The 21,275-nt window shown below is 68.2% G+C and carries 18 protein-coding genes and 1 tRNA gene; 16 read left to right on the top strand and 3 right to left on the bottom strand.

The window, feature by feature from the left end; genetic code table 11:
• Positions 1–176 precede the first annotated feature (176 nt).
• Positions 177–2,132: a YjhG/YagF family D-xylonate dehydratase gene (locus ACTIGN_RS12220; RefSeq protein ID WP_439624167.1), complete on the bottom strand. Its 1,956-nt coding sequence runs from the start codon at positions 2,130–2,132 to the stop codon at positions 177–179.
• Positions 2,133–2,353: 221 nt separating this feature from the next.
• On the opposite strand from ACTIGN_RS12220, the gene ACTIGN_RS12215 reads away from it, so the two are divergent.
• From ACTIGN_RS12215 to ACTIGN_RS12185, 7 genes are all read left to right on the top strand, one after another.
• A complete protein-coding gene (locus ACTIGN_RS12215) occupies positions 2,354–3,529 on the top strand; it encodes an aldose epimerase family protein (RefSeq protein ID WP_439624165.1) in 1,176 nt (391 codons plus the stop codon).
• Between the two features lie 193 nt (positions 3,530–3,722).
• Positions 3,723–5,807: a hypothetical protein gene (locus ACTIGN_RS12210; protein ID WP_439624164.1), complete on the top strand. Its 2,085-nt coding sequence runs from the start codon at positions 3,723–3,725 to the stop codon at positions 5,805–5,807.
• Between the two features lie 57 nt (positions 5,808–5,864).
• Positions 5,865–7,181 carry a leucine-rich repeat domain-containing protein gene (locus tag ACTIGN_RS12205; RefSeq protein WP_439624162.1) on the top strand — a complete coding sequence of 439 codons (1,317 nt, stop codon included), beginning with the start codon at positions 5,865–5,867 and terminating at the stop codon, positions 7,179–7,181.
• 41 nt (positions 7,182–7,222) lie between these two features.
• Positions 7,223–8,716, top strand: a complete 1,494-nt coding sequence (locus tag ACTIGN_RS12200; protein WP_439624160.1) for a hypothetical protein — start codon at positions 7,223–7,225, stop codon at positions 8,714–8,716.
• Positions 8,717–8,850: 134 nt separating this feature from the next.
• Positions 8,851–8,923: transfer RNA gene (locus ACTIGN_RS12195), tRNA-Ala, on the top strand.
• A gap of 147 nt (positions 8,924–9,070) precedes the next feature.
• Complete coding sequence (locus ACTIGN_RS12190) at positions 9,071–10,387, top strand: tyrosine-type recombinase/integrase (RefSeq protein ID WP_439624158.1); 1,317 nt, start codon at positions 9,071–9,073, stop codon at positions 10,385–10,387.
• 148 nt (positions 10,388–10,535) lie between these two features.
• Positions 10,536–10,976, top strand: a complete 441-nt coding sequence (locus ACTIGN_RS12185) for a hypothetical protein (RefSeq protein WP_439624156.1) — start codon at positions 10,536–10,538, stop codon at positions 10,974–10,976.
• Between the two features lie 3 nt (positions 10,977–10,979).
• Here the strand turns inward: ACTIGN_RS12185 and ACTIGN_RS12180 are convergent, their stop codons facing one another.
• Positions 10,980–11,264 (bottom strand): hypothetical protein, encoded by a 285-nt coding sequence (locus ACTIGN_RS12180; protein WP_439624154.1) that lies wholly within the window; start codon positions 11,262–11,264, stop codon positions 10,980–10,982.
• A gap of 116 nt (positions 11,265–11,380) precedes the next feature.
• Entirely contained in the window at positions 11,381–11,578 is a 198-nt protein-coding gene (locus ACTIGN_RS12175) for a hypothetical protein (RefSeq protein ID WP_439624152.1), read from the bottom strand.
• Between the two features lie 282 nt (positions 11,579–11,860).
• Here ACTIGN_RS12175 and ACTIGN_RS12170 point away from each other — a divergent pair, with 282 nt between their 5' ends.
• The 9 genes from ACTIGN_RS12170 to ACTIGN_RS12130 all read left to right on the top strand — a co-directional run bounded on the left by ACTIGN_RS12170 (position 11,861) and on the right by ACTIGN_RS12130 (position 21,261).
• A complete protein-coding gene (locus ACTIGN_RS12170) occupies positions 11,861–12,220 on the top strand; it encodes a helix-turn-helix domain-containing protein (protein ID WP_439624150.1) in 360 nt (119 codons plus the stop codon).
• A gap of 49 nt (positions 12,221–12,269) precedes the next feature.
• Entirely contained in the window at positions 12,270–12,542 is a 273-nt protein-coding gene (locus ACTIGN_RS12165; protein WP_439624148.1) for a hypothetical protein, read from the top strand.
• A 64-nt stretch (positions 12,543–12,606) separates the two neighbouring features.
• Positions 12,607–13,533, top strand: coding sequence for a hypothetical protein (locus tag ACTIGN_RS12160; protein ID WP_439624146.1), 927 nt, complete (start codon positions 12,607–12,609; stop codon positions 13,531–13,533).
• A 184-nt stretch (positions 13,534–13,717) separates the two neighbouring features.
• Positions 13,718–14,293, top strand: a complete 576-nt coding sequence (locus ACTIGN_RS12155) for a hypothetical protein (protein WP_439624144.1) — start codon at positions 13,718–13,720, stop codon at positions 14,291–14,293.
• A 216-nt stretch (positions 14,294–14,509) separates the two neighbouring features.
• Positions 14,510–15,574 (top strand): hypothetical protein, encoded by a 1,065-nt coding sequence (locus ACTIGN_RS12150; protein ID WP_439624142.1) that lies wholly within the window; start codon positions 14,510–14,512, stop codon positions 15,572–15,574.
• A gap of 250 nt (positions 15,575–15,824) precedes the next feature.
• A complete protein-coding gene (locus ACTIGN_RS12145; protein ID WP_439624140.1) occupies positions 15,825–16,097 on the top strand; it encodes a hypothetical protein in 273 nt (90 codons plus the stop codon).
• A gap of 668 nt (positions 16,098–16,765) precedes the next feature.
• On the top strand, positions 16,766–17,419 hold the full coding sequence (locus ACTIGN_RS12140; RefSeq protein ID WP_439624138.1) for a hypothetical protein: 654 nt from the start codon (positions 16,766–16,768) through the stop codon (positions 17,417–17,419).
• A 69-nt stretch (positions 17,420–17,488) separates the two neighbouring features.
• Positions 17,489–21,025, top strand: coding sequence for an AAA family ATPase (locus ACTIGN_RS12135; protein WP_439624136.1), 3,537 nt, complete (start codon positions 17,489–17,491; stop codon positions 21,023–21,025).
• On the top strand, positions 21,025–21,261 hold the full coding sequence (locus ACTIGN_RS12130; protein ID WP_439624134.1) for a hypothetical protein: 237 nt from the start codon (positions 21,025–21,027) through the stop codon (positions 21,259–21,261). The genes ACTIGN_RS12135 and ACTIGN_RS12130 overlap by 1 nt, the downstream gene beginning before the upstream one ends.
• Positions 21,262–21,275 lie beyond the last annotated feature (14 nt).

Raw genomic sequence — 21,275 nt, 5'->3', positions numbered from 1 at the left:
TGGATAAAGGCGATCGCGCAGTGGCTTCGATCATCGCTAACGTGCGGCACCAGGAGCCTCGCGCATTCTGCTATGAACAACCGCATCTTTCGACGGCTAGCGACTCGGTCTTTCAAATGCGCCACCATCGATATCACGAGTGCGTTGGCCGCGAGCCATTTCTCCTCCGTCATGGCTTACCTCCCCGCGAGCTTCGCCGCGATCAGGTCGGGGTCGTAGACGCAGCCGCCCCAGACGCCGCCGCTTGCGTGCTGCAATGCCGCCCACAATCGCGTGTCGGCCGGGAGGGCGGGGTCGGCGGACAGGTCTGGGCGCGGCAGGCGCGTCAGGAGTTCCGCCGTGCCCCACGCGACGCCGTGGTCGCCACCTGCGTCGCCGATCAGGTCGATGGTGCCTTCGAGCTTCGTGCGGTCGATGATGATCTGGACGCGGTCGCCGTCGCGGAGCTTGCCGATCGGCCCGCCCGCCAGCGCTTCCGGCGAGACGTGGCCGATGCACGCCCCGGTGCTGACGCCGCTGAAGCGCGCGTCCGTAATCACCGCGACCTGCTTGCCCCACTTCAGGTGCTTCAGCGCCGACGTCACCTGGTACGTCTCCTCCATGCCCGAGCCGAGCGGGCCGCGGCAGCACAGCACGACGATGTCGCCGGGAACCACCGTACGCGGGCCGTCGCCCTTGATCGCCGCGATCACCGCCTTTTCAGTGGTGAACACCTTCGCCGGGCCGACCTTGCGGTACACGCCGTCGGCGTCCACGACCGACGGGTCGATGGCGGTCGACTTGATGACACAGCCGTCCGGCGCGAGGTTCCCGCGCGGGAAGGTGATTGTGCTCGTGAGGCCGCGGGCCTTCGCGAGCGTCGGCGACATGATGACCGTGTCGGGGTCGATGCCGTCGCGCGACTTCAAGAGTTCGCGGAGCCGCGTGCGGCGCTCGGACTTCGCCCACCAGTCGAGCACCGTGCCGAGCTTCTCGCCGCTCACGGTGAGCGCGTCAAGTTCGAGGAGGCCGAGTTCGCGGAGGTGCAGCATCACCTCGGGCACGCCGCCGGCGAGGAACACGCGGATCGTCGGGTGGCCGATCGGGCCGTTCGGCAGTGCATCGACGAGCCGCGGCACGCTGCGGTTGAAGTGCGTCCAGTCGTCGATGGTCGGCCGCTTCACCCCAGCATGGAAGGCGACCGCCGGGATGTGCAGCAAAAGGTTCGTGCTGCCGCCGAACGCCGCGAACACCGCCAGGGCGTTCCGGAACGCCGCAGGCGTCAGGATGTGCTTCGTGGTGACCCCGCTGTTCGCCATGTTGAACAGCGCACGGGCCGAGCGGCGGGCCATGTCGAGCCAGATCGGCTGGCCGGACGGCGCGAGGGCCGAGTGCGGGAGCGACAGCCCGAGCGCCTCGCCGACGACCTGCGACGTGGCCGCGGTGCCGAGGAACTGGCACCCGCCGCCCGGCGACGCGCACGCGTGGCACCCCGCTTCCGCGGCCTGTTCGAGCGTGATCTCGCCGTGGGCGTAGCGTGCGCCGATCGTCTGCACCTTCCCCGTGTCTTCCTCGCCCGCCTCGCCCGCGAGCATCACCCCGCCCGGCACGAGGATCGTCGGGTGGTCGTGCTGCGACGCCAGCGCCATCATCATCGCGGGCAGCCCCTTGTCGCACGTCGCCACGCCCATCACGCCGGCGCGCGTCGGGTGACTGCGCATCAGCCGTCGCATGACCTGCGAGGAGTCGTTGCGGTACGGCAGGCTGTCGTACATCCCGGCGGTGCCCTGCGTGCGGCCGTCGCACGGGTCGGTCACCGCACCCGCGAACGGGATGCACCGCAACTTCTTCAGCTCCTCCGCGGCCGCCTTCACGAGCAACCCGACCTCCCAGTGGCCCGAGTGGAACCCGAGCGCGATCGGCGTGCCGTCCTCGGCTCGGAGCCCGCCGTGCGTGCTGAGGATGGTGAACTCCTTGCCGCCGAGGAGTGCGGGGTTCCAGCCCATGCCGACGTTCTGCGTCCACCCGAACAGGTCGCCGCTCGGCGCGTGCCGCAGCAGGTCGTCGGTGAGCGGGAGTGCCCCCACGGGGCCGGGCTTGGCGGTGACGAGTTCGTAGGCGCTGGCGGGCGTGTCGAGGACGTCAGACGGCATGAGGGGTCTCGCGGGGAGTCAGAAGACAGAAGAGTTTATCCGCAGATTACACAGAGGACGCAGATTAAGAAGGCAGAGAGGGCAGAACACAACCGGTCGGTGGACTTCGATTTCATCTGTGAAATCTGCGTAATCTGCGGATCAAACTGCTTCCTGCTTGTGCCCGATTGGGCACGGGATACCATGTCCACACCCCGCCCACCCCCAGGAGGCTCTCTCGGATGCGCACCCTCTCAACACTCGTCGCGTCGCTCGCACTTGCGACCGCCGCCAGTGCCCAGACGCAGCCCGCCAAGCTCGGCCCCGCGTTCGAGCAGGAGACCTACGGCAAGCTCCCCGGCACCACGGACAAGAACGGCAAGGACGTGCCCGGCGCGGCCGTCACGCAGTTCACGCTCGTCAACAAGAACAACGTCGTCCTGAAGTGCATCGAGTACGGCGCGATCATCACCGAACTTCGCGTGCCCGACAAGGACGGGAAGTTCGCCGACGTGGTGCTCGGGTTCGACAAGCTCGACGACTACCTGAAGGGCCACCCGTACTTCGGCACCAACGCCGGCCGGGTCGCGAACCGCATCGCCAACGCGAAGTTCACGCTGGAGGGCAAGGAGTACAAGCTCGCCGACAACGCGGCCCCGCACACGCTGCACGGCGGCAAGGCCGGGTTCGACAAGAAGCTATGGAAGGGCGAGGCGTCGCTGACCGCGACCGGCCCTTCGGTGAAGTTCAGCTACACGAGTCCTGATGGGGAGGAGGGCTACCCCGGCAAGCTCACCGTGACCGTGAGCTACACGCTCACCGACAACAACGAACTCGTGATCGACTTCCGCGCCACCACCGACAAGACGACCATCTGCAACCTCGCGCACCACAGCTACTTCAACCTCGCGGGGCACAACAGCGGGCCGATCGCCGAGCACGAGGCGGAGTTCGCCGCGAAGAACTACACCCCCGGCGACGACACGCTGGTCCCGACGGGCAAGGTCGCGCCGGTCGACGGCACCCCGTTCGACTTCACCAAGAAGAAGGCGATGGGCAAGGACCTCGAAAAGGCCGGCGGCAAGCCGGTCGGGTTCGACCTGAACTACGTGCTCGACAAGGGCGTGACCGAGCGGCCGGAGTTCGCGGCCCGCGTCACCGACCCGAAGAGCGGCCGCACGCTTGAAGTGTTCACCACCGAACCCGGGTTGCAGTTCTACACCGGCAACTTCCTCGACGGCACGAACACCGGCAAGGGCGGTGCGGTGTACAAGCAGCACACCGCGTTCTGCCTCGAACCGCAGAAGTTCCCGGACTCGGTGAACAAGCCCGAGTGGAAGGAGAAGTCGAACGTCGTGCTCAAGCCCGGCGAGACCTACAAGCAGACGACGGTGTACAAGTTCGGCGTCAGCAAGTAGTGGTTAGTGGTTAGTGGACAGTGGGCAGTTGAAACCCAGCTCTCTGGTGGGGCAGGCACGAATGCCTGCCCCACCCGGGGCAATTGCACGCGACCCGGTACAACGTGGCGCCCGTCGGGCCGCGGGGATTGCACCGGGGGTTTATGTTGCCCCCCGTGGGTTTGTTCCGCATTCCCCGCTCGGAGATCGCCCCGTGTTCACGCGCTGCTTGCTTGTCGCGCTCCTGCTAGCGTGCGCCGCGTGCTCCAAGCCCCAGGCAGAACCGCCGGTCGCTCCGCCCGAGGCCGCTGCCGGACCGCCCGGCGGCCCCGGCGCCGCGCCGGCTCGCGCCAGGCCGCTGTCGCCGAAGCCCGAGCGGGCACCGCGGGAGCGGCCGGTGCTTGCGAAGCCGCCGGAGCCGCACAAGCTCCCGCCCGAGTTCACAGACGAGCTCCTGGCGGCGTGCAACCGGGCCGAGTTCAGGTTCGCCTGGTTCGGCCACGACTTCACCCAGACGCCCCGCGGCGCCCCCCCGCGGGACCGCAAGCCCGTGCGGCCCGGGTTCGTCTACGCCGGGTTCAACCTCGCCAGCTCCCTCAAGCACTTCCCCGAGGTCGGGGTGCCGTTCGCGCTCTCGACTGGCTACCGCACGACCGACGCCGACCTCAAGGCCCTCGCGGCGGTCGCGAACCTCGCGCACCTCGACGTGACCGGCTCCAGTAAGGTGACCGGCGCCGGCCTGCGGGCCCTCGCCGCCTCGAAGAGCCTCGTCTCCCTCTCGGTGGCGGGCACGGGGGTGACGGACGCAGGGCTCAAGGAGCTGGCCGCGGTCCCGAACCTGACGGCCCTCGTCGTCGACAGGGTCACCGACGCGGGGCTCAAGGAGCTGGCCGCGGTCAAAGGCCTGACCGCGCTCTCGGTCGGCGGCGCCTTCTCGAACGCGGGCGTGAAGGAGCTCGCGGGGCTGAAGAACCTTACGTCACTCACGGTCGCCACCTCGCTCGCCCCCGGCGTGATGAACGACGCGGGCGTGAAAGAGCTGGCCGCTCTGAAGAACCTCACGCACCTGGGGCTGCGCGTGGCCCCGGTCACGACCGCGAGCCTCCAGGACCTCGCGCCGCTCCAGAAGCTGGAGGTCCTGGAGCTGAACATGGCCACCGTCGCCGGCGCGGGCCTCACCGCGCTGGAGCCGCTGAAGCGCCTCAAGACCCTGTACCTGGTTCCCGGCAGCGTGACGGACGACGCCGTCGGCGCGCTGCGGCGCGCGGGGGTACTCCACACGCTCCCGATCGCCCGCGGCGCGGGCGGGCCGGCGGACGCGGACGCGGACATCGTCGCGCTCGACCTGAGCGCCACCGCCGTGACCGGTGCCGGGCTCCGGCACCTGCGGGGCCTCGACAACCTCGACACGCTCAGCCTCGCGAACCTGAAGAACGTCACGCCGGCGGATTTGCGGGAGCTGGCCCCGCTGGCCAGGCTCGCCGAACTGGACCTGTCCAACACCTGCACGCTGGGCGACGAGGGCGTGCGGGCACTGGCCGCGCTGGACTCGCTCGAGGTCCTGAATCTGTCGCGGGTGGGGGTCAACGCCAACGGCCTCGACGACCTCGCCGGCCTCAACAACCTCCGGTCCGTCAGCCTGGCGTCCGGGGCCGCCGACGTCAAGGTTCTCCGGGCGCTGGCGACCCACGTCCCGAAGTTGCGGCACCTGAACCTGCGAGGGAACACGATCCACGACGACGGCGCCTGGGACGTCGCCGCCTTCAAGCACCTTGAGCACCTCGACCTGTCGAGCAATCGGATCACGGACGCGGCGATGAAGGACATCGCGACGATGACCGGCCTCCGCTCGCTGGACGTCGCCGACAACGACGGGATCACCGACGCCGGGGTGAAGCACCTGGTCACCCTCCAGCGCCTCACGTCGGCGCGGTTCGCCAACAACCGCAAGATTTCGGCCGAGGGTCTGAAGGCTCTGGCCCGTCTGAAGAATCTTGAGACCCTGGACCTCGCCTCGACCCTCGCGGTGGACGACGGGGTGAGGGAACTCGCCGCGCTCACCAAGCTGAGGTCCCTCAACCTGGCGAACTGTCCGGTGTCCTCGAAGGGGTGGGGAGCGCTCGCCACGCTGGAGCACCTGGCCACACTCAAGCTCACAAACGTGTCGAACGCGGACCTGACGCCGCTGCGGGCGTTCAAGGCCCTGAGGCGACTCGACCTGCTCGGACAGAACATCGCCGACCCGGCCAGCTACGACGCGATCCGCAGTACCCTGCCGGACTGCGAGGTCCGCAGGTAGCCGGGGCGGCCGGCGGCCGCGTGACCCGATCCCAACCCTTGCAACCGGAGACCACCCATGTCCCGCCGATGGCCGCTGCTGCTCCTGACCCTGGTGTGCGTCGCGTGCTCCAGGCGGCCCGACGCGCTCCCCGCCGACCCGGCGGCCGTGTCGAAGCCGATCGACCCGGACGTCGTCAAGGTCTGGACAAACCAGGGCTGGATGTCGCACGGGTGGGTTGAGGCCGAGGCGACCCCCACGACGCGGTACAACTTCAACCACAACCCGAAGCAACTCGCGAACCCGATCCCTGGGTTCCAATCCGGGGCCGCGCCGAAGATGGAGAACCTCCCCGTCGTCCCCGTTCCGTTCGGCCTGGACCTGTCGGAGCACCCGGTCGCCGAGGGGCAACTGGCCCCGCTGCGCACCCAGACGAACCTCGTCAGCCTGCACCTGCTCGGGGTCGGGTTGACCGACGCCGGGGTGGGGCACCTCACGCCGCTCGAGAACCTCACCGCCGTCAGCGTGGGCGGGGCGGTGACCGACGCGGGGCTGAAGGAACTCGTCACCCTCAGGAAACTCACCTCGCTGGCGCTGTACGCCAGCGGCACGACCGACGCCGGGGTCAAGACCCTCGCCTCGTTGCAGAACCTCAAGTCACTCGCGCTCGGCGGCACGAACCTCACCGATGCCTGCGTCAAGGAGTTGGCCGCGCTCCCCGCCCTCACCAAGCTGAACCTGGCGGTCGCCCTGCGGCCGGGCGGCGAGGGGCTGAAGGATCTGGGGGCCATCAAGGGGCTCACGGCCCTCGACCTGTCCAGCACCAAAGTGACGGACGCCGCGCTGAAGCACGTCGCGGCCGTGAAGACTCTGACCAGCCTGAAGCTGCGCCAGGGGGACCTGACCGACGCGGGGGTCAAGGAGCTTCGCAACCTGCCTAACCTCACGACCCTGGACCTGACGGAGACCAAGGTGACCGACGCGGGGGTCAAGGAACTCGCCGCCATCAAGACGCTGACCGCCCTTCGACTCGGCTCCACCCGCGTGACGAACGCCGGCCTGCGGGACCTGGCCACGCTCCCCAAACTCGCCACGCTCGACCTGAGGGGCACGCGGGTGACGAGCGCCGGGCTGAAGGACCTGGCCCCGCTCGGCACGCTCACCAACCTCGACCTGGAATCAACTGCGGTCACCGACGCCGGGATGGCGGACCTGGCGAAGCTGACTGGCCTGACCTCGCTCAACCTGCGTGTGACGAAGGTGACGGGCGACGGCCTGAAGCAGTTGGCCCCGTTGACGAACCTCACCCACCTGATCGTCAGCCAGGAGTCCGTCCTGATCGGCACGGACGCGATCAACGCGGTCTTGCCGAAGTGCGAGATCTCGATCTGGTAGCCGGCCCGCCGCGGCCGCACGCACCCACCCGAGGGCTTCCCATGTCCACGCCCACGCCGCTCGCTGGTTACACGTCGTACAAGGGGCTCCCGCAACTCGCCGGGCTGTGTACGGTCGAGGAGGCCGCACGGCCCGGCCTCGGCGTCGAGGAGTGCGTGCGGCGGCTGAAGCGGTTCCATTACTGCTTCAAGCGGCTCCACCAGATCCTGACGGCCCGCATCACGTCCGAGCCGATCTACGAACTGAAGACCGCCTTCGCGCACCACGCCTACCTGTGTGCGGAGCACGTCGCCGCACTGCGCTCGCGCATCGGCGAGATGCGCGAGCCGCCGCTGGGGCTGGAAGACGTGCCGCACCCGGCGCTGGAAGCGTTCTTCGACGAGATTCTGACCGCGCCGACGACGGAACTGTTGGTCTCTGGGCTCTACCAGTTCGCGCTGCCGGCACTGGAAGACGCCTGCCACCGTTACGCGAAAGATACCAACCCGCTGACCGATGCACCCAGTCGCCGTGTGTTACGGTTCGCTCGGCTCGAACTCACCGACATGATCACCTGGGGCCGGCAAGCCGACGCCTGCTTGCTTCCTGAAGGTCCGCTGGCACTCGTGGACTGGATAGACACGCTGCACGCTCTTTTGAACCTGGCCGGTTGGCTCGATGGCACCGCAACTACCCCGGCGAACCCTGAGCGCCAGCGAGGGGGTGAGCGTCACTCCCTCGCTGGCGCTCAGGGTTCGCCAGAGCCCCTGCCGCGCCGCTATTCCGCGAAGCCCTACGTCTACGACCCGGTTCCGAAGCGCGACGCCAGGTTCACCGACCCGTGGAACCAGGGGGTCAACGCCGAGAGCTTCCTGTACAACCCGGCGTTCCCGGCGCGGCCCAAGGCGCTCATGATGCTCTACAAGCGGCTCCGCGAGATCGACGTGCCCGAGATGATGGCCAGCATCATCACCCAGACCCCCGGCAAGCCGTGGGGCTACTACCGCGACATGAGCCGCCAGCTCTGGGACGAGGCCCGGCACGCGATGATGGGCGAGGTCGGGTTCGTCGCGCTCGGCGTCGACTGGACCAAGGCCAAGATCACGTTCAACTGGTCGCACCGGCTCAACACCGAGTGCACCCCGATGGAGCGGCACGGCGTGCTGTACTTCATCGAGCAGGGGCTGATGCCGAAGACCGGCAAGCGCTACGAGTTCGAGACCGGCCAGGCGACCGGCCTGCCGCTCATCGCCAACATCCAGGACTTCGACTGGGCCGACGAGGTATTGCACTCGCAGATCGGCCGCTTGTGGTATGTCCCCGAGTTCGGCAGCCTGAAAGAGGCACTCGCGTACGGCGACGCGGCCTGGTCGAAGGTGCTGAGCAACTGGGTCACGGTGAAGGAGCAGGGGCTAACCAACCACGCGAACTGGTGGCCGGACGTGTACGCGATGGCGTGCAAGGCCGAGGGCGTCGCGCCCGACCCCGCGGTGCTGGCGTTCGACGAGACCTACGAGGGGAAGCGCGCCGACCTTCAGCGCATCGCCGCGGAGTGACGAGAAGCCGAACTGCGCCGCACGATTCCCGGCCGATCGGACGCGATCCCGCTCGCGACCCGGCGCGAAAATGTGCCCCGCCGAACACGACGGGTTGACACCCCGCCGGGCGGTCGATAGGTTACTTTTGCCGAGGGGGTGTAGCTCAGTTGGTAGAGCGCTTGAATGGCATTCAAGAGGTCAGGAGTTCAACTCTCCTCACCTCCACCTCGCGAGCCCCAGGGATTCCCTGGGGCTCTTTCATTTTCAGCCCGTCACCTCCCGAACGCCTCAACCGGGTACGATACCCGGTCATGAGATGAGCCCGGACAACGCCCCTTCGCGCCGGCGCGAACCTGTGGCACACTGTGTGCCATGCCGAACCCGCCCAAGCTCTACACCCACGCCGGTGAGTCGCTGACCCTCAAGCAGTGGTCGCAGCGGACCGGGCTGCACGTCGAGACGATCCGCAGCCGGATCGAGCACCAGGGGTACACGCTCGCCGAGGCGCTGACCGCGCCCCTCGCGAAGAAGTTCCGCCCGAAGCGGAAGGGGGCCACCGGTCCCAAGCCGTGCCCGGCGTACAAGCAGCACGCGGGCGGCCAGGCGTTCGCGCGGTGGTGGGCCAACGGGAGGGAGCACGCCCGGTACTTCGGCCCGTGGCAGAGCCCGGAGTCCCGGGATGCGTACAAGCGGTTCGCGATCGAGTGGGCCAGCGGGGCGGATCTGGCCCCGGCGCCGGCCGGCGGGCTCAACGTCGGCGAGTTGGTGGTCCGGTACATGCGGCACGCCGAGCGGTACTACGTCAAGGAGGGGAAGCAGACGTCGGAGGTGGCCGGCCAGCGAGCCGCGCTCAACTTGCTCAACGAGCACTACGGCGACGTGCCCGTGGGCGAGGTGAAGGGGCGGCACCTGAAGGCGCTGCAGCAGGCGATGATCGACGCCCCTCTCGCGCGCGACACGATCAACAAGTACACGTGGCGGGTGTGCCGCTGCTTCCGGTGGGGGGTCGGCGAGGACCTCGTTCCCCCCGACGTCGCCGCGGTCCTGGAGTCGGTGCCGAACCTGCAACCGGGCCGGACCGCCGCCGAGGACGCGGACCCGGTCATGTCCGTCCCCCTGGCCGACATCGAGGCCACGCTCCCGCACCTCCACGAACTCCCCGAGCGGCGCGCGGTCCTGGCCCAGATGGTGCGGGCCATGCTCCTGATCGGGTGCCGCCCCGGCGAGCTCTGCGCGATGACGTGGGAGAAGGTCGACCGCACGAACCCGAAGGTGTGGTGCTACCGCATCGGGTCGGACAAGAACCTGCACCGCAAGGCCCGGCGGAAGCCGAAGCTCGTGTGGATCGGGCCGCGCGGCCAGGAGGTGCTGCGGCCGTTCCTGCCGGCCGGCCCTGACCCCCGCGGTCGCGTGTGGGTGTTCCCGCCGCGGGGCGAGAAGGGGACCAAGCGGACCGCCGTCAGCCGCGAGTCGTTCGGCGAGTACGTGCGGCTCGCCTGCGAGCGGGCCGGGGTGGAGCCCTGGACGCCCCACCAGTTGCGCCACAACCGCGCCACCGAGGTGCAGCGGCTGTACGAGGACAACGCGGCCGCAGCGGCGATCATCGGCGACACGCCCCAGGTCGCGGCCGAGGTGTACGCGGACCCGAACGAGGCCGTCGCGCGGCGAATCGCAATCGCGACCGGCTGAGTGTCAGACACGCCGGTACAACCCGCACTCCACCTCACCCGCCAAATCCGAATTCTTGGAACCGACATCGCGCCCGGCGCGTCAGGAAAGGTAGCGTATACTTGTAATGTCAATTTGTACACTATCTCCCAGCCGACGGACCCCTGTCATGTCCACGCCCGCCCACGTTCTGATTGACGCCGCACGCCACTACGCCCGCCGGACCGCGGGGCAGGGGGTGCGGTCGGTGAACCTGCAACTCATGGACGGGACGAAGCTGAAGATCGAGGTGCCGCCCGCGCCGAGCGAGGACTGGCCGCCGGCGGCCGGGTGGCACGCCCGCGGCGAGCACGGCGCGTACAACGGGACCACGTTCAAGCTGCCGGGGAAGCTCGCGGCGCTGTTCCGCGAGCTCGTCGAGGCGGGCGAGGCCGGGCTCACCGCGGGCGACATGAAGGTGAAGGTGTGGGACCGGCACACCGAGGACCGCACCGTGCAGAACGCGGTGTCGCGGCTGCGGGCCGTGGTGCGGGACGCCCTCGGCCTGGCCGACGAGACCGACCCGGTGGAGTCGAGTGAGGACCGGTACCGGCTCGTGGCGGTGGGGTGAGCGCTACTGCGGGATGAACGGCTTCGCGGCGATCTTGTACTGCGACTTTGAGACGAGGGCGTTGTTGATGAACGTGGCCCCGACTGAGGAGCCGTCGGGGTTGCTCCAGGTGAAACTCGCTTTCGATCGTCCCGCCGCCTCGTACCGCTCCTTCTCCTCACCTTCTCGGCCGATGATGTCGGCCACCTCGTCGTAACTCATCCCTTCGCGGATGGCGTCAAAGGTCTTGAGGGTGACCGGGGCGGTCCCGTTCCGCTTCGGCCCCTCGGCCCGTGGGTGCGGTGTCACCTCGTGAGCGTCGCGAGCGGTCGACTGTCTCGTGCGGTCGCAACCCGCCAGCAGCGAAAGTGAGACCGCGACGAGCAGAGGGGCTCGGAACGGGGCCGCGTGTCGCGTGTGAAGAGTCACCGTAATGTTTCCTCGGGTTGGGGCGGCGGCCACAGCCCCTCGCGCTGGAGCAGTTCCCGGCACGCCCGGTTGACCAGTTCCGCGACCTCCGACTCGTCCCGCTCGGCCAGCTTCTGCATCTGCGCGTGCGTGATCGGGCGCAGCAAGACGCGGCGGTTGTTCTTCTCGGCCCCTGCCTCGTCACTCTTCGCCATACCCGAGCATTGTGGTGGCGGCTGGGCAAGATGCAACACATTTGCCCGGCGTAGCGGCACCGCCCCTTCAACAAACGGGAACCAAGTGGACTCAAGGTTCCACTGAGTGGAACCGATCATGTATTCTAGTTCTTGTCCGGCTCGCCTGCCTTGTCCGACGCCCTCCGACGCACCGGCTCCGCGTGCGTGAGACGTGCGTGCGTGATTACGGTAAGGGTGTACAGTATCGACACGGGAACGACGACGAACGCGGGCCGCGGACAGGACCGAGAAGGAGTTGAAATGGACGCCACCAAGACCCCGCCACCGGCCGCGCCGCAGCAGAAGACGCTGACCCCGGAGTGCGTCGCTGCGGAACTCGATGTGACGCCGGAAGCGGTCCGCGACTGGCTCACCTACGGGGTGCTCGTGACGACGCCGAAGGGGGAGCGGAAGCGGGTCGCGCTGAAGGGCCGGAAGGTCGGCGGCCGGTGGCGGATCGAGCGGGCCGACCTCGACACGTTCACCAAGGTCACGACCGAGGCGTCGGTGTCGCCGGACGCGGTCGGGGCCGAGGACCGGGCCGAGACCGCCGCGCAGGCCCGGCGGCGGGCGAAGGGCGACCAGGAGTACGCGAGGGCGTACCTGCGCGGCGAGAAGTAGTGACCCCCGGCCAGCAAACACACGCGACCAACACCACGGAACCGGCACCATGTCAGCGGACCGACTCTTGACCCGGAAGCGGCAGCGGCCGTCCCCCGAAGTGGACGCCGAGCGGAAGCGGATCACGGCGTGCCTCGACTGGCTGGTGGACGAGTGGATGGACCGCCACGACGAGGCGCAGACGGCGGACGTGAAGCGCGCGTGCGGCGCGACCGCCTCGCACCTGGCCTACCTCGCGGAGGCCGTGCGCGAGGGCCACGACGTCGAGCAGTTGAAGGAGCGGGTCGCGACCGGCGCGACGACGCGAACGGCATCGAACTGATCGGGTGCGGCACCGGGCCGCGGCCGCGAACACGAACCACACACAGCGCATCGAGACACCGACCATGTCCGTCATCGAAATGACCGCCCTGGCACCCGCCCGCCGGACGCACCGCGTTCCGCCGCCGGTGACCGCCGGGGAACTGGAACTGATCGTCCGCATGGCCGACGTGATGTTCAAGGGCGGGCTCACCCCGGTGAGCGTGAAGCGGTCCGAGGGGATCGCCGCGCTCATCCTCGTGGGCCGCGACGTGGGGCTGAGCCCGACGCAGTCCGTCGCGAACATCATGATCGTGAACGGCAAGTCCACCATCTGGGGCGACGCGGTCCCGGGGCTGGCGATCGCCAGCGGCCTGCTGGAGGAGCGGAAGGAGTGGTACGAGGGGACCGAGGGGGAGGACGACTACACGGCGTGCTGCTCGCTGAAGCGGTTCGGGGAGGAACCGCGGGTGACGCGGTTCAGCATCGCGGACGCCAAGGCCGCGAACCTGTGGGGCAAGAAGGGGCCGTGGCAGGAATACTACCCGCGCCAGATGATGTGGCGGGCACGGTCCTGGTGCTACCGCGACACGTTCCCGGACGTGCTGTGCGGGCTGATCTTCGCCGAGGAGGCGATGGACATCCCGGAGCCGAGCGGGCGGGTGACGGTGTCGCAGGTGCAGCCGGAGCCGGCCGCGATCGAGACGTCGGCCAAGGAGAAGGTGACGAGTATCGAGCGGCCGACTGAGTACCGCGACGACAAGGAACACGTCCTCGGCCCGACCGACGCGCAGCGCGAGCGGCTCATGGACCTCCGTGGGTCGCTGTTCGTCGAGAAGCACGCGACCACGGAGGAGGAGCAGGACGCGGCGTGGCTGGAGGCGCTCGCGCCGTACAAGGTGACCAGCGCCAAGCAGATGACCCGGACCCAGATCGACGAGTTGATCGAGACGCTCGGGAAGCGCAACGACCCTTTCACGCACCCGCCGGCCCCCACTACGCCGGCGACCTGACCGATCCCACACTCTGGCCGGCCGAACTGCGGCGGGCGGTCAGGGACCACGGCCCCGCAGTTGTGTACGCGGTCGGACTGGCCGCGCTGGGGTACCCACCGACGTGGGAGCCCCGGCCGAGTGAGTCCGCCCGGGTGAGAGCGGCACTGTCCCTGTTACCGACACCCCGCAGAGGAGCGACCCCATGAGCGACGAGTTCGAGCAGTTCGAGAAGTACGACCCCAAGGCGGCCGAGGAGCGGATGAAGCACGGCGGGCTGATCCCGCCCGGCAAGTACCGCGCGACGCTGCTCGGGGCGAAGCGGACCGAGAGCAAGGCGAAGCAGACGCCGGGCTGGGAGATGACGTTCAAGCTCACCGAGGGCGGGTTCGCGGGCTCGGAGGTGACGGACACGATCTACATCACGGACAACGTGAAGTCGAAGGACCGGCTCGTGATCTTCGGGCACCGGCTCGGACTGCTGCTCAAGAAGCCGGACGGGACCGGGTACGTGAAGGCCGAGGGCAAGACCGACTTCATGGACTGCCTGGACACGCCGTGCATCATCGAGGTGATCCACGAGCCGGACCAGAAGGACGAGAACAAGAAGTGGGTGCGGCTGGCATTCGGCGGGGTGTACCTGCCCAACGACCCGGACGCGGTGAAGACGCTGGGGAAGGCCAAGGAGCCCGAGAAGAAGGGGGCGACCGCGGCGGCCGACGCGAAGAAGGGCGATGAGGCGAAGCCCGAGAAGAAGAAGGTCGGGCGCGGGGAACTCTGACCCGCGAGCGCGACCGGGCAACACGCGACACCTGCGGCGGCCGGGGAGAGTCCCGGCGAAGTGGTGCGACAGCCGGAGAGGACGGCAACGGGTCGCGCAGCAGAAGGCGAGCAAGCCGGACGGTACACCCGGTTCCCGAAAGGGATATTGCTGGTTCGAGTCCAGCCGGCCCCACTGGTTCTGAGTTCCGATTCACGACACTCACGAGGCTACGCGATGACCTGCAAGACGGAGCGGGGCGCTACCGGTGCGCGCCCAAAGGTGCCGGCCCCGATCGCAGTGGGCGACGTCATCACCCTGGCCAACGACGCCCACGCCACCCCGCTCACGGTCCTGGCGATCGTTCCCGGGTCGGGCGGCGCGACCATCACCCGTTGGTTCGCCCGCGGGTACGACATCGCGGGCCAGGTGGTCGAGCGCATCGTTTCCAGCCTGGAGATCGCAACGGCGAAGCGTCTCATGCCCCTGGCGGTCACCGGACCGGACGGGAAACCGGTGGAGGTGGAGAAGCCGCTCGGCCTGAGCGAAATCCTGGCCGACCTGGTAGCCCACGCCTCGAAGAGCCACTTCCTGACGTTCCCGCAAGACCCGGCGTGCCCCAAGCGGGAGAAGACGGCCGAGCAGCCGAAGCCCGCGGGCAAGCTCGTGTGGCTCCCGCCCGACTCCCGCGGCGAGACGTCCACGCACTGCAAGCGGTTCGCGGTGGTGAAGACGGCCGAGGGGATGTTCCGGGGCGTCGATCAGCGGTCGGCCAGGCACCAGTTCAGTGTGCGGTTCACGTTCCCGGATTCCGCGCGGGCGTGGTGCGAGGACCAGTTCGACATCGCGGGGGACGGTCCCAGTGGCCCGCCGGTCGTCGCACCGGCTCCGGTGGCAAACGTCCCCGGGCTGGAGTGGATCACCAACGGCGCGGACAAGCAGGGGCGGCCGACCGCGTGGGCCAGCAAGTGCGGCCGGTTCTGCATCTGGCCCACGGTCGAGAAGGACGGCACCTACGAGGGCGTGTGGTACTGCGTCGATCTGGCCGTGAACACCTCGGGCTGCGGGTCTGGCGGGAGCGTCGGCCAGGCGTACGAATTGTGCCGGTTCTCGCCGAACGCCTGCCTCGACGACGTGAAGCGGTGGGCCACGGAGCGGAGCCTGTACACGCTGGGTAAGGACGCGCAGGGCAAGCCGTGCCTGCTGCTGACGAAGCCCTCTTGGCCCAACGGGGCGACGAAGGCGGACGAGCCGGTGCTGCCGGTCGAAGTTCAGGATTGGACCGACCACGGCGGCATGTAACGCGACCCGGCCGGCGGCGCGAGCTCCCGGCCACACGATCCCGGGGTGGGTACGGCGACCCGCAAGCTGCTCCAAGCAACCCGCGCGGTGGAGATCGGGGCGGCAGGCCACAACCAAACGAGTTCACAGACCGGGGCGACCCGGCGGGACTCAAGTTTTTAGGCCAGAAGTCCTCCCCGACGAACGCGGCAAGTGGGTTCGACTCCCACCGGGATCACTGGCGACATCCAACCACGAACGAGGACCGAACATGAACGCAGAGATGGCCCGCGAGCGAACCAACGCGGCGAAGACCGGCGGCACGGACAAGGTCGAGTTCGCGCTCGGGCTGTGGCGCACGGCGATCCACAAGGCGACCGACGCGGGCAAGAGCGAGGTGAGCGAGGCCGACCTTCCCGCGGCGGCGTGGGCCACGGTGCCGCTCGCCGCTCGGAACGAGGCGGTCCCGCACCTCCAGGACGACGGGTTCAAGGTCGTCTCCAAGAAGGTAGGGGGCTTGAAGACCACGATCGTGATGTGGTGACTATGGTGACGCAATCGTGCACTTGAGAGGCCGACCGATGGGAGCCAAAAAACCACCAAGGAATGAATTGCAGTGTGATGTGTGTGAGGAATTTTTCGTACCTCGCGACGGACGCCAAAAACGGTGTTCAAAAGCGTGCCAAATGAAGGGCTTTGCAATCTGGCTGAACACCAAAGGCGAGGATTACGTTTCGAAGAGGAAGCAGCAGTTGAAGACAATCTGTATGTCGAAAAGGAAAGTTCCATTCGTCTCAATATGCGACATGTGTGGAGGCAAGTTCGCGACCACAAACAGTCAGAAGAAACGCTGCGGAGAAGCATGTTTCAAGAAGGCTGCGAATTTAAAGAGTGCAGCAAAAAGAGCACGGCAATCTCTCGATGAAGAGTACATGGAGAAGCAGCGGAAGATTGCGAATTATCGCTACCGGTACGATTCGCGATATCGAGATCGGATTCGTCGATACTATAAAGAACGGTGGAAAAACGACCCGGAGTATCGGCGGTTACGGATTGAGCGGAACAACGAATATATTAAGGAGCGATCAGCAAACGATATAGAGTTTCGCAGACGAGTGTTAATGCATAACCGTGAATATATGAGGCGAAGACGTGTAAAGCAACAACTGTTCGAAGCCTTGATTTTCTTCTCTCAACTGATGGAGAAACGCGATGCAACTGGCTCCTGACAGAGCAACCGTCGATCCGGCCGCGATCGAAGCCTTGCTCCCGCAGCAGGGACAGATCGAGCAGATGACGACCGAGGACTTGCGCCAAGCCCTCGACGTGTCCCGCCGCCTTTCGGCCAAGATCCTGACCGTCGCGGCGATGGTGTGGCGGGAACTCGAACGGCGCGGCGAAGACATGACGCCGTACCTGGAGGACATCGCATACCGCCGGGTCCGAGACATCGCGGGCGGCAAACTAGCGCCGGAAGCCGTGATGAAGTTCGGCACCCGCACGCGGCTCCTGGACCGCATCGCGAACCTGCCCCCCGCCGAGCAGAAGAAATTAGCGGAAGGCGAGCGGGTAACGGTTGTTGAGCGAGACCCCGAAACGAAGAAGCTGGACGAACGCAAACTCCCGGTCGAGAGCCTGGAGAAGTCCCAACTGAACCTCTTGTTCGCACCGTCCGGCGAGATGCGAACGCCCGACCAGCAGCGGGCCGTGTTGACCGCGACGCCACTCAAGCACCCGGAAGCCGATAAGCCGCGGGGTCGTGTGTTCATCGCTCGCGGCAAGCTTCGCACGGACGGCGAGGTTGAGGTGCAGGCAGTCATTGCCGCGCTTCGCGAGAAGGGATTCTTGCCGCCGCTCGGGAAGTGACTGTTGGCCAGGGCGGGCTGCGAGCAACAGCAGGTACGTGTCGGCATGTCAGGACATCGGAGCGGCATCATGGCGAGCGTCTACATCCCGAAGGACCGCACCCGCCGCGAGCACGTCGGCATGCTCGACAAGGTGCTGTGGGCGGACGACGACGCGCCGAAGGTGATCCTGCGGCTGACGGACGGGGCGAGCGTGATCGGCCCGGCCCCGACCGACCAGTTCGTCCGCGGGCAACTGTACCGCTTCTACGGCACCTGGAAGGACGGCCGGCGTGGGTGCGACTTCCACTTTCTCACGGTGATCCGCGACACGCCGATGACGCGCGGGGCCGTGGTCCACTACCTCGCCTCGACGTGCCGCAACGTCGGCAAGGTGACCGCGGAGCGGCTGTTCGACAAGTTCGGGTCGGACGCCGTCGCGACGCTCCGCAGGGAGCCCCGGACCGTGGCAGACACCGGGCTGATGGCCCTCGACGCGGCCGAGGAGGCGGCCCGCGACCTCGAGGTGTACGCGGGCGCCGAGCGGACCCGGGTGGAACTCCACGGCATGTTCGCCGGCCGCGGGTTCCCGGGGCACCTGATCGACGCGTGCATCGGCTCGTGGGGCGTCCGCGCCCCGGAACTGATCCGCCGGAACCCGTTCGCGCTGCTCGTGCGGCGGATGCCGGGGTGCAGCTTCAAGCGGGTCGACAAGCTGTACCTCGAAACGGGCGGGCGGCCCGGCGCGCTGAAGCGGCAGGCGATGTGCGCGGTGAACATCATCAAGCGGGACCACTCGGGCTCGACGTGGCTCGACGCCGACGCCGTGGCGGCGGACGTGACGCGGGCGGTCCCCGGCGCGGACCCGTGGCGCGCACTCATCCTGCTGCGTCGGGGGCAGTGGGTCCGGGTCCGCCGGTTGGACGGGAAGCGGTTCGTCGCGCTCCGGGAGCGGGCCGACGCGGAGATGCGGATTGCGGACAACGTGCGGCGGCTGTCGCGGTTCCCGGCGGCCTGGCCCACCGAGATCCCGGCGAGTGCCGCCGAGGGGGACGGGCTGCCGACCGCGCACCAGGTCGCGGAACTGAAGAAGGCCACGGCCGGGGCGGTCGGGTGCTTCGTGGGCGGCCCCGGGACGGGGAAGACCTACGCCCTGTCGTTCCTGCTCAAGGCGTTCATCGCGGAGCACGGGCCGGACGCGGTCGCGGTGGCGGCCCCGACCGGGAAGGCGGCGGTGCGGGCCGGCGAGTCGCTGCGGGCCAGGGGGCTGGAGGTGGTCGCGCGGACCCAGCACCAGTTGTTGGAGATCGGGCGGAACGGCCACGACGGGGACGGGTGGGGGTTCGAGCGGAACCGGGACAACCCGCTCGACGTGACGGCGCTCGTGATCGACGAGAGCAGCATGGATGATGCGTCGCTCCTGGCCGACACGCTCGACGCGGTCCCGGACGGCGGGTGCGTGCTGTTTGTGGGCGATGAATGGCAACTCCCGCCGGTCGGCCACGGTGCGCCGCTCCGGGACCTGCTAGCCGGCGGGGTGCCGCAGGGGAAGTTGACGGAGATCCACCGGAACGCGGGCTCCATCGTCGAGGCGTGTGCGGCGATCAAGGCCGGCACGCCGGTGCGGTTCGACGAGCGGTTCGACCTGGCGGCCCCGTGCCCGCGGAACCTGCGGATCATCGACTGCCCGGCGGCCGAGGCCCTCGACGTGCTGGCCGACGTGGTGGGGCAGATGTCGCGGTTCGACCCGATCTGGGAGACGCAGATCATCACCCCGCTGAACGGGGGCGAGAAGAGCGCGTCGGCGGTGTCGCGGGCCAGGGTGAACGGGCGGTTCGGGCCGGTGTTCAACCCGGACGGCAAGGGCGCGCCGGGGAACCCGTTCCGGGTCGGGGACAAGGTGATCTGCACGACGAACACCCGGCTGAAGTGCGTGGTGCCGCTCGCGGACCGGTACGGGCACCCGGACATGGCGCTCGACGCGGCGAACTACCAGACCGTGGCCGGGGACCGCCGCGGGAACGAGGCCGAGTGGTACGTCGCGAACGGCGAGGTCGGGCGGGTGGTCGCGGTGTCGAGGGACGCGACGGTCGCGCGGTTCGGCGGGGTGAACGTGCCGCTCGTGCGGTTCTCGCACACCCGGGTGCGGGAGAGCGACGACGAGGACAAGAAGGCCGCGGCGGCGGGCGCGGGAGGGGACTTTGACCACGCCTGGGGGATCACCGCTCACCGGTGCGTTCACCCCGACACGCTCGTCGAGACCGAGGACGGGTTGCTCCCGATCAAGCTCGTGGCCGGTGACGGGTTCATTGCCACGCCCGACGGCGGGAAGGTGTACACGAACAAGGTCGTCAATCCCGTTGGGCCGGCGCTACGGGTCACGACGAAGCACGGGTACACGGTCACCGTCACCCCGGACCACCGCGTCGAACGCTGGACCGGCGACGACTACTCGATGTGCTTCGCGGGGCAACTTCGCCAGGGCGACTGGCTCCGGGTGCGGCTCGGGACGACGGTCGAACCGACGCGGCCGGCCATGCTGCCGGTCCTGCAAGAGTGCGACCCGCGGGCCACACGGTTCCGAACGCCACAGTCGGTGGACGCTGACGTTGCGGAGTTCTTCGGGCTGATGGTCGCGGACGGAACGGTGTTCGACCACGGGTTCCGGCTGCTGAAGCGGCACCGCGACGTTGCGGAACGGTTCGGGGAACTGTGCCGGACGCTGTTCGGGTGCAGCACCCACCCGGTGAAGCTCAACGGAGCGACGGGGTTCGAAGTGCGGTCCACCTACCTGGCCGACTGGCTCCGTTTGGTCGGCGGGATGAGCCCGAACGCCAAGGCGGTCCCTGAGAGTGTTCTGCGTTCTGATTCGGTGATGCACGCGGCGTTCCTGCGCGGGCTGTTCGAGGACGGCACGGTCAACATCGATTCGGACGGTCTCTGCGACCACATCGAGTGGGGGACGGTTCACCCGGCCCTTCTCGACACGGTGCAGGTGATGCTCCTCCGGCTCGGCGTCATCAGCACCGCGAATCGGACGGGCACCACCAAGCGGTACAAGCCGCTGTACATCTACGGCCGGTCCGCGGCCCAGTTCGGCCGGGCGGTCGGGTTCGTCAGCGAGTTCAAACGGCGGCGGCTGGTTGCGTGCCGAGAAACCGAAACGAAGTTCACGCTCCCGGTGTCGCGGGTGCAGGCCGACGGATTGAGGGCGGCGTGCTCGCAGCGAACGGTTCAGAACGCCCGGACACGTGGGACGGTGAGCCGTGAGACCGCACGGGCTGCCGGGTGGCACGAACGGCTCGACTGGTTCGAAGACCCGATCGTGTCCATCGAACCGGTCCAATGCGAGTCGATGTGCGTCGAGGTTCCGGACGGGCACCGGTTCCTTCAGAACGGGTTCCCGTGGTGGAACTCGCAGGGCAGTGAGTGGCCATGTGTCATTTGCATGGTGGACCCGGAGGCGAGTTCGATCTGCGACATGAACTACTGGTACACGGCGATCTCGCGGGCGCGGTCGGCGTGCCTGTTGATCGGGCCGAAGGGGGCGTTCGAGAAGCAGGTGAAGCGGGTCGCGTTGACCCGGCGGCGGACGTTCCTGGGTGAACTACTTCGTGAGGGACTGTGATGGACCGGCTCAAGGAGATGTTGCAGTCGTTCGCGACCCGCGGCCCGGAGCGACTGGCGATCTACAAGGACGACGACGAGGACGATGAGACGTCCTACTGGGTGGGTTCGCGGCAACTCTACCACGGGATGCGGAGCGAGGTGCGACTCGCGGCCGGCATGCGGAAGGACGTGGCGGAACTCGTGCTCGGTGCGTTGTTGAAGGAGCGGGACGGCGGGTGTGGATCGAACCATTAACCACTGTGAGGAAC

The organism is Gemmata sp., assembly GCF_051859125.1.
Lineage (GTDB): Bacteria > Planctomycetota > Planctomycetia > Gemmatales > Gemmataceae > Gemmata.
Note: the sequence above shows the minus strand (reverse complement) of the source record. Positions and strands in the feature narration are given on the sequence as shown.

What these genes read in the sequence shown, in the direction of transcription:
- ACTIGN_RS12220 (WP_439624167.1), bottom strand. Translation starts at nt 2,132, where the DNA reads ATGCCGTCTGACGTCCTCGACACGCCCGCCAGCGCCTACGAACTCGTC.
- ACTIGN_RS12215 (WP_439624165.1), top strand. Translation starts at nt 2,354, where the DNA reads ATGCGCACCCTCTCAACACTCGTCGCGTCGCTCGCACTTGCGACCGCC.
- ACTIGN_RS12205 (WP_439624162.1), top strand. Translation starts at nt 5,865, where the DNA reads ATGTCCCGCCGATGGCCGCTGCTGCTCCTGACCCTGGTGTGCGTCGCG.
- ACTIGN_RS12200 (WP_439624160.1), top strand. Translation starts at nt 7,223, where the DNA reads ATGTCCACGCCCACGCCGCTCGCTGGTTACACGTCGTACAAGGGGCTC.
- ACTIGN_RS12190 (WP_439624158.1), top strand. Translation starts at nt 9,071, where the DNA reads ATGCCGAACCCGCCCAAGCTCTACACCCACGCCGGTGAGTCGCTGACC.
- ACTIGN_RS12185 (WP_439624156.1), top strand. Translation starts at nt 10,536, where the DNA reads ATGTCCACGCCCGCCCACGTTCTGATTGACGCCGCACGCCACTACGCC.
- ACTIGN_RS12175 (WP_439624152.1), bottom strand. Translation starts at nt 11,578, where the DNA reads ATGGCGAAGAGTGACGAGGCAGGGGCCGAGAAGAACAACCGCCGCGTC.
- ACTIGN_RS12170 (WP_439624150.1), top strand. Translation starts at nt 11,861, where the DNA reads ATGGACGCCACCAAGACCCCGCCACCGGCCGCGCCGCAGCAGAAGACG.
- ACTIGN_RS12165 (WP_439624148.1), top strand. Translation starts at nt 12,270, where the DNA reads ATGTCAGCGGACCGACTCTTGACCCGGAAGCGGCAGCGGCCGTCCCCC.
- ACTIGN_RS12160 (WP_439624146.1), top strand. Translation starts at nt 12,607, where the DNA reads ATGTCCGTCATCGAAATGACCGCCCTGGCACCCGCCCGCCGGACGCAC.
- ACTIGN_RS12155 (WP_439624144.1), top strand. Translation starts at nt 13,718, where the DNA reads ATGAGCGACGAGTTCGAGCAGTTCGAGAAGTACGACCCCAAGGCGGCC.
- ACTIGN_RS12150 (WP_439624142.1), top strand. Translation starts at nt 14,510, where the DNA reads ATGACCTGCAAGACGGAGCGGGGCGCTACCGGTGCGCGCCCAAAGGTG.
- ACTIGN_RS12145 (WP_439624140.1), top strand. Translation starts at nt 15,825, where the DNA reads ATGAACGCAGAGATGGCCCGCGAGCGAACCAACGCGGCGAAGACCGGC.
- ACTIGN_RS12140 (WP_439624138.1), top strand. Translation starts at nt 16,766, where the DNA reads ATGCAACTGGCTCCTGACAGAGCAACCGTCGATCCGGCCGCGATCGAA.
- ACTIGN_RS12135 (WP_439624136.1), top strand. Translation starts at nt 17,489, where the DNA reads ATGGCGAGCGTCTACATCCCGAAGGACCGCACCCGCCGCGAGCACGTC.
- ACTIGN_RS12130 (WP_439624134.1), top strand. Translation starts at nt 21,025, where the DNA reads ATGGACCGGCTCAAGGAGATGTTGCAGTCGTTCGCGACCCGCGGCCCG.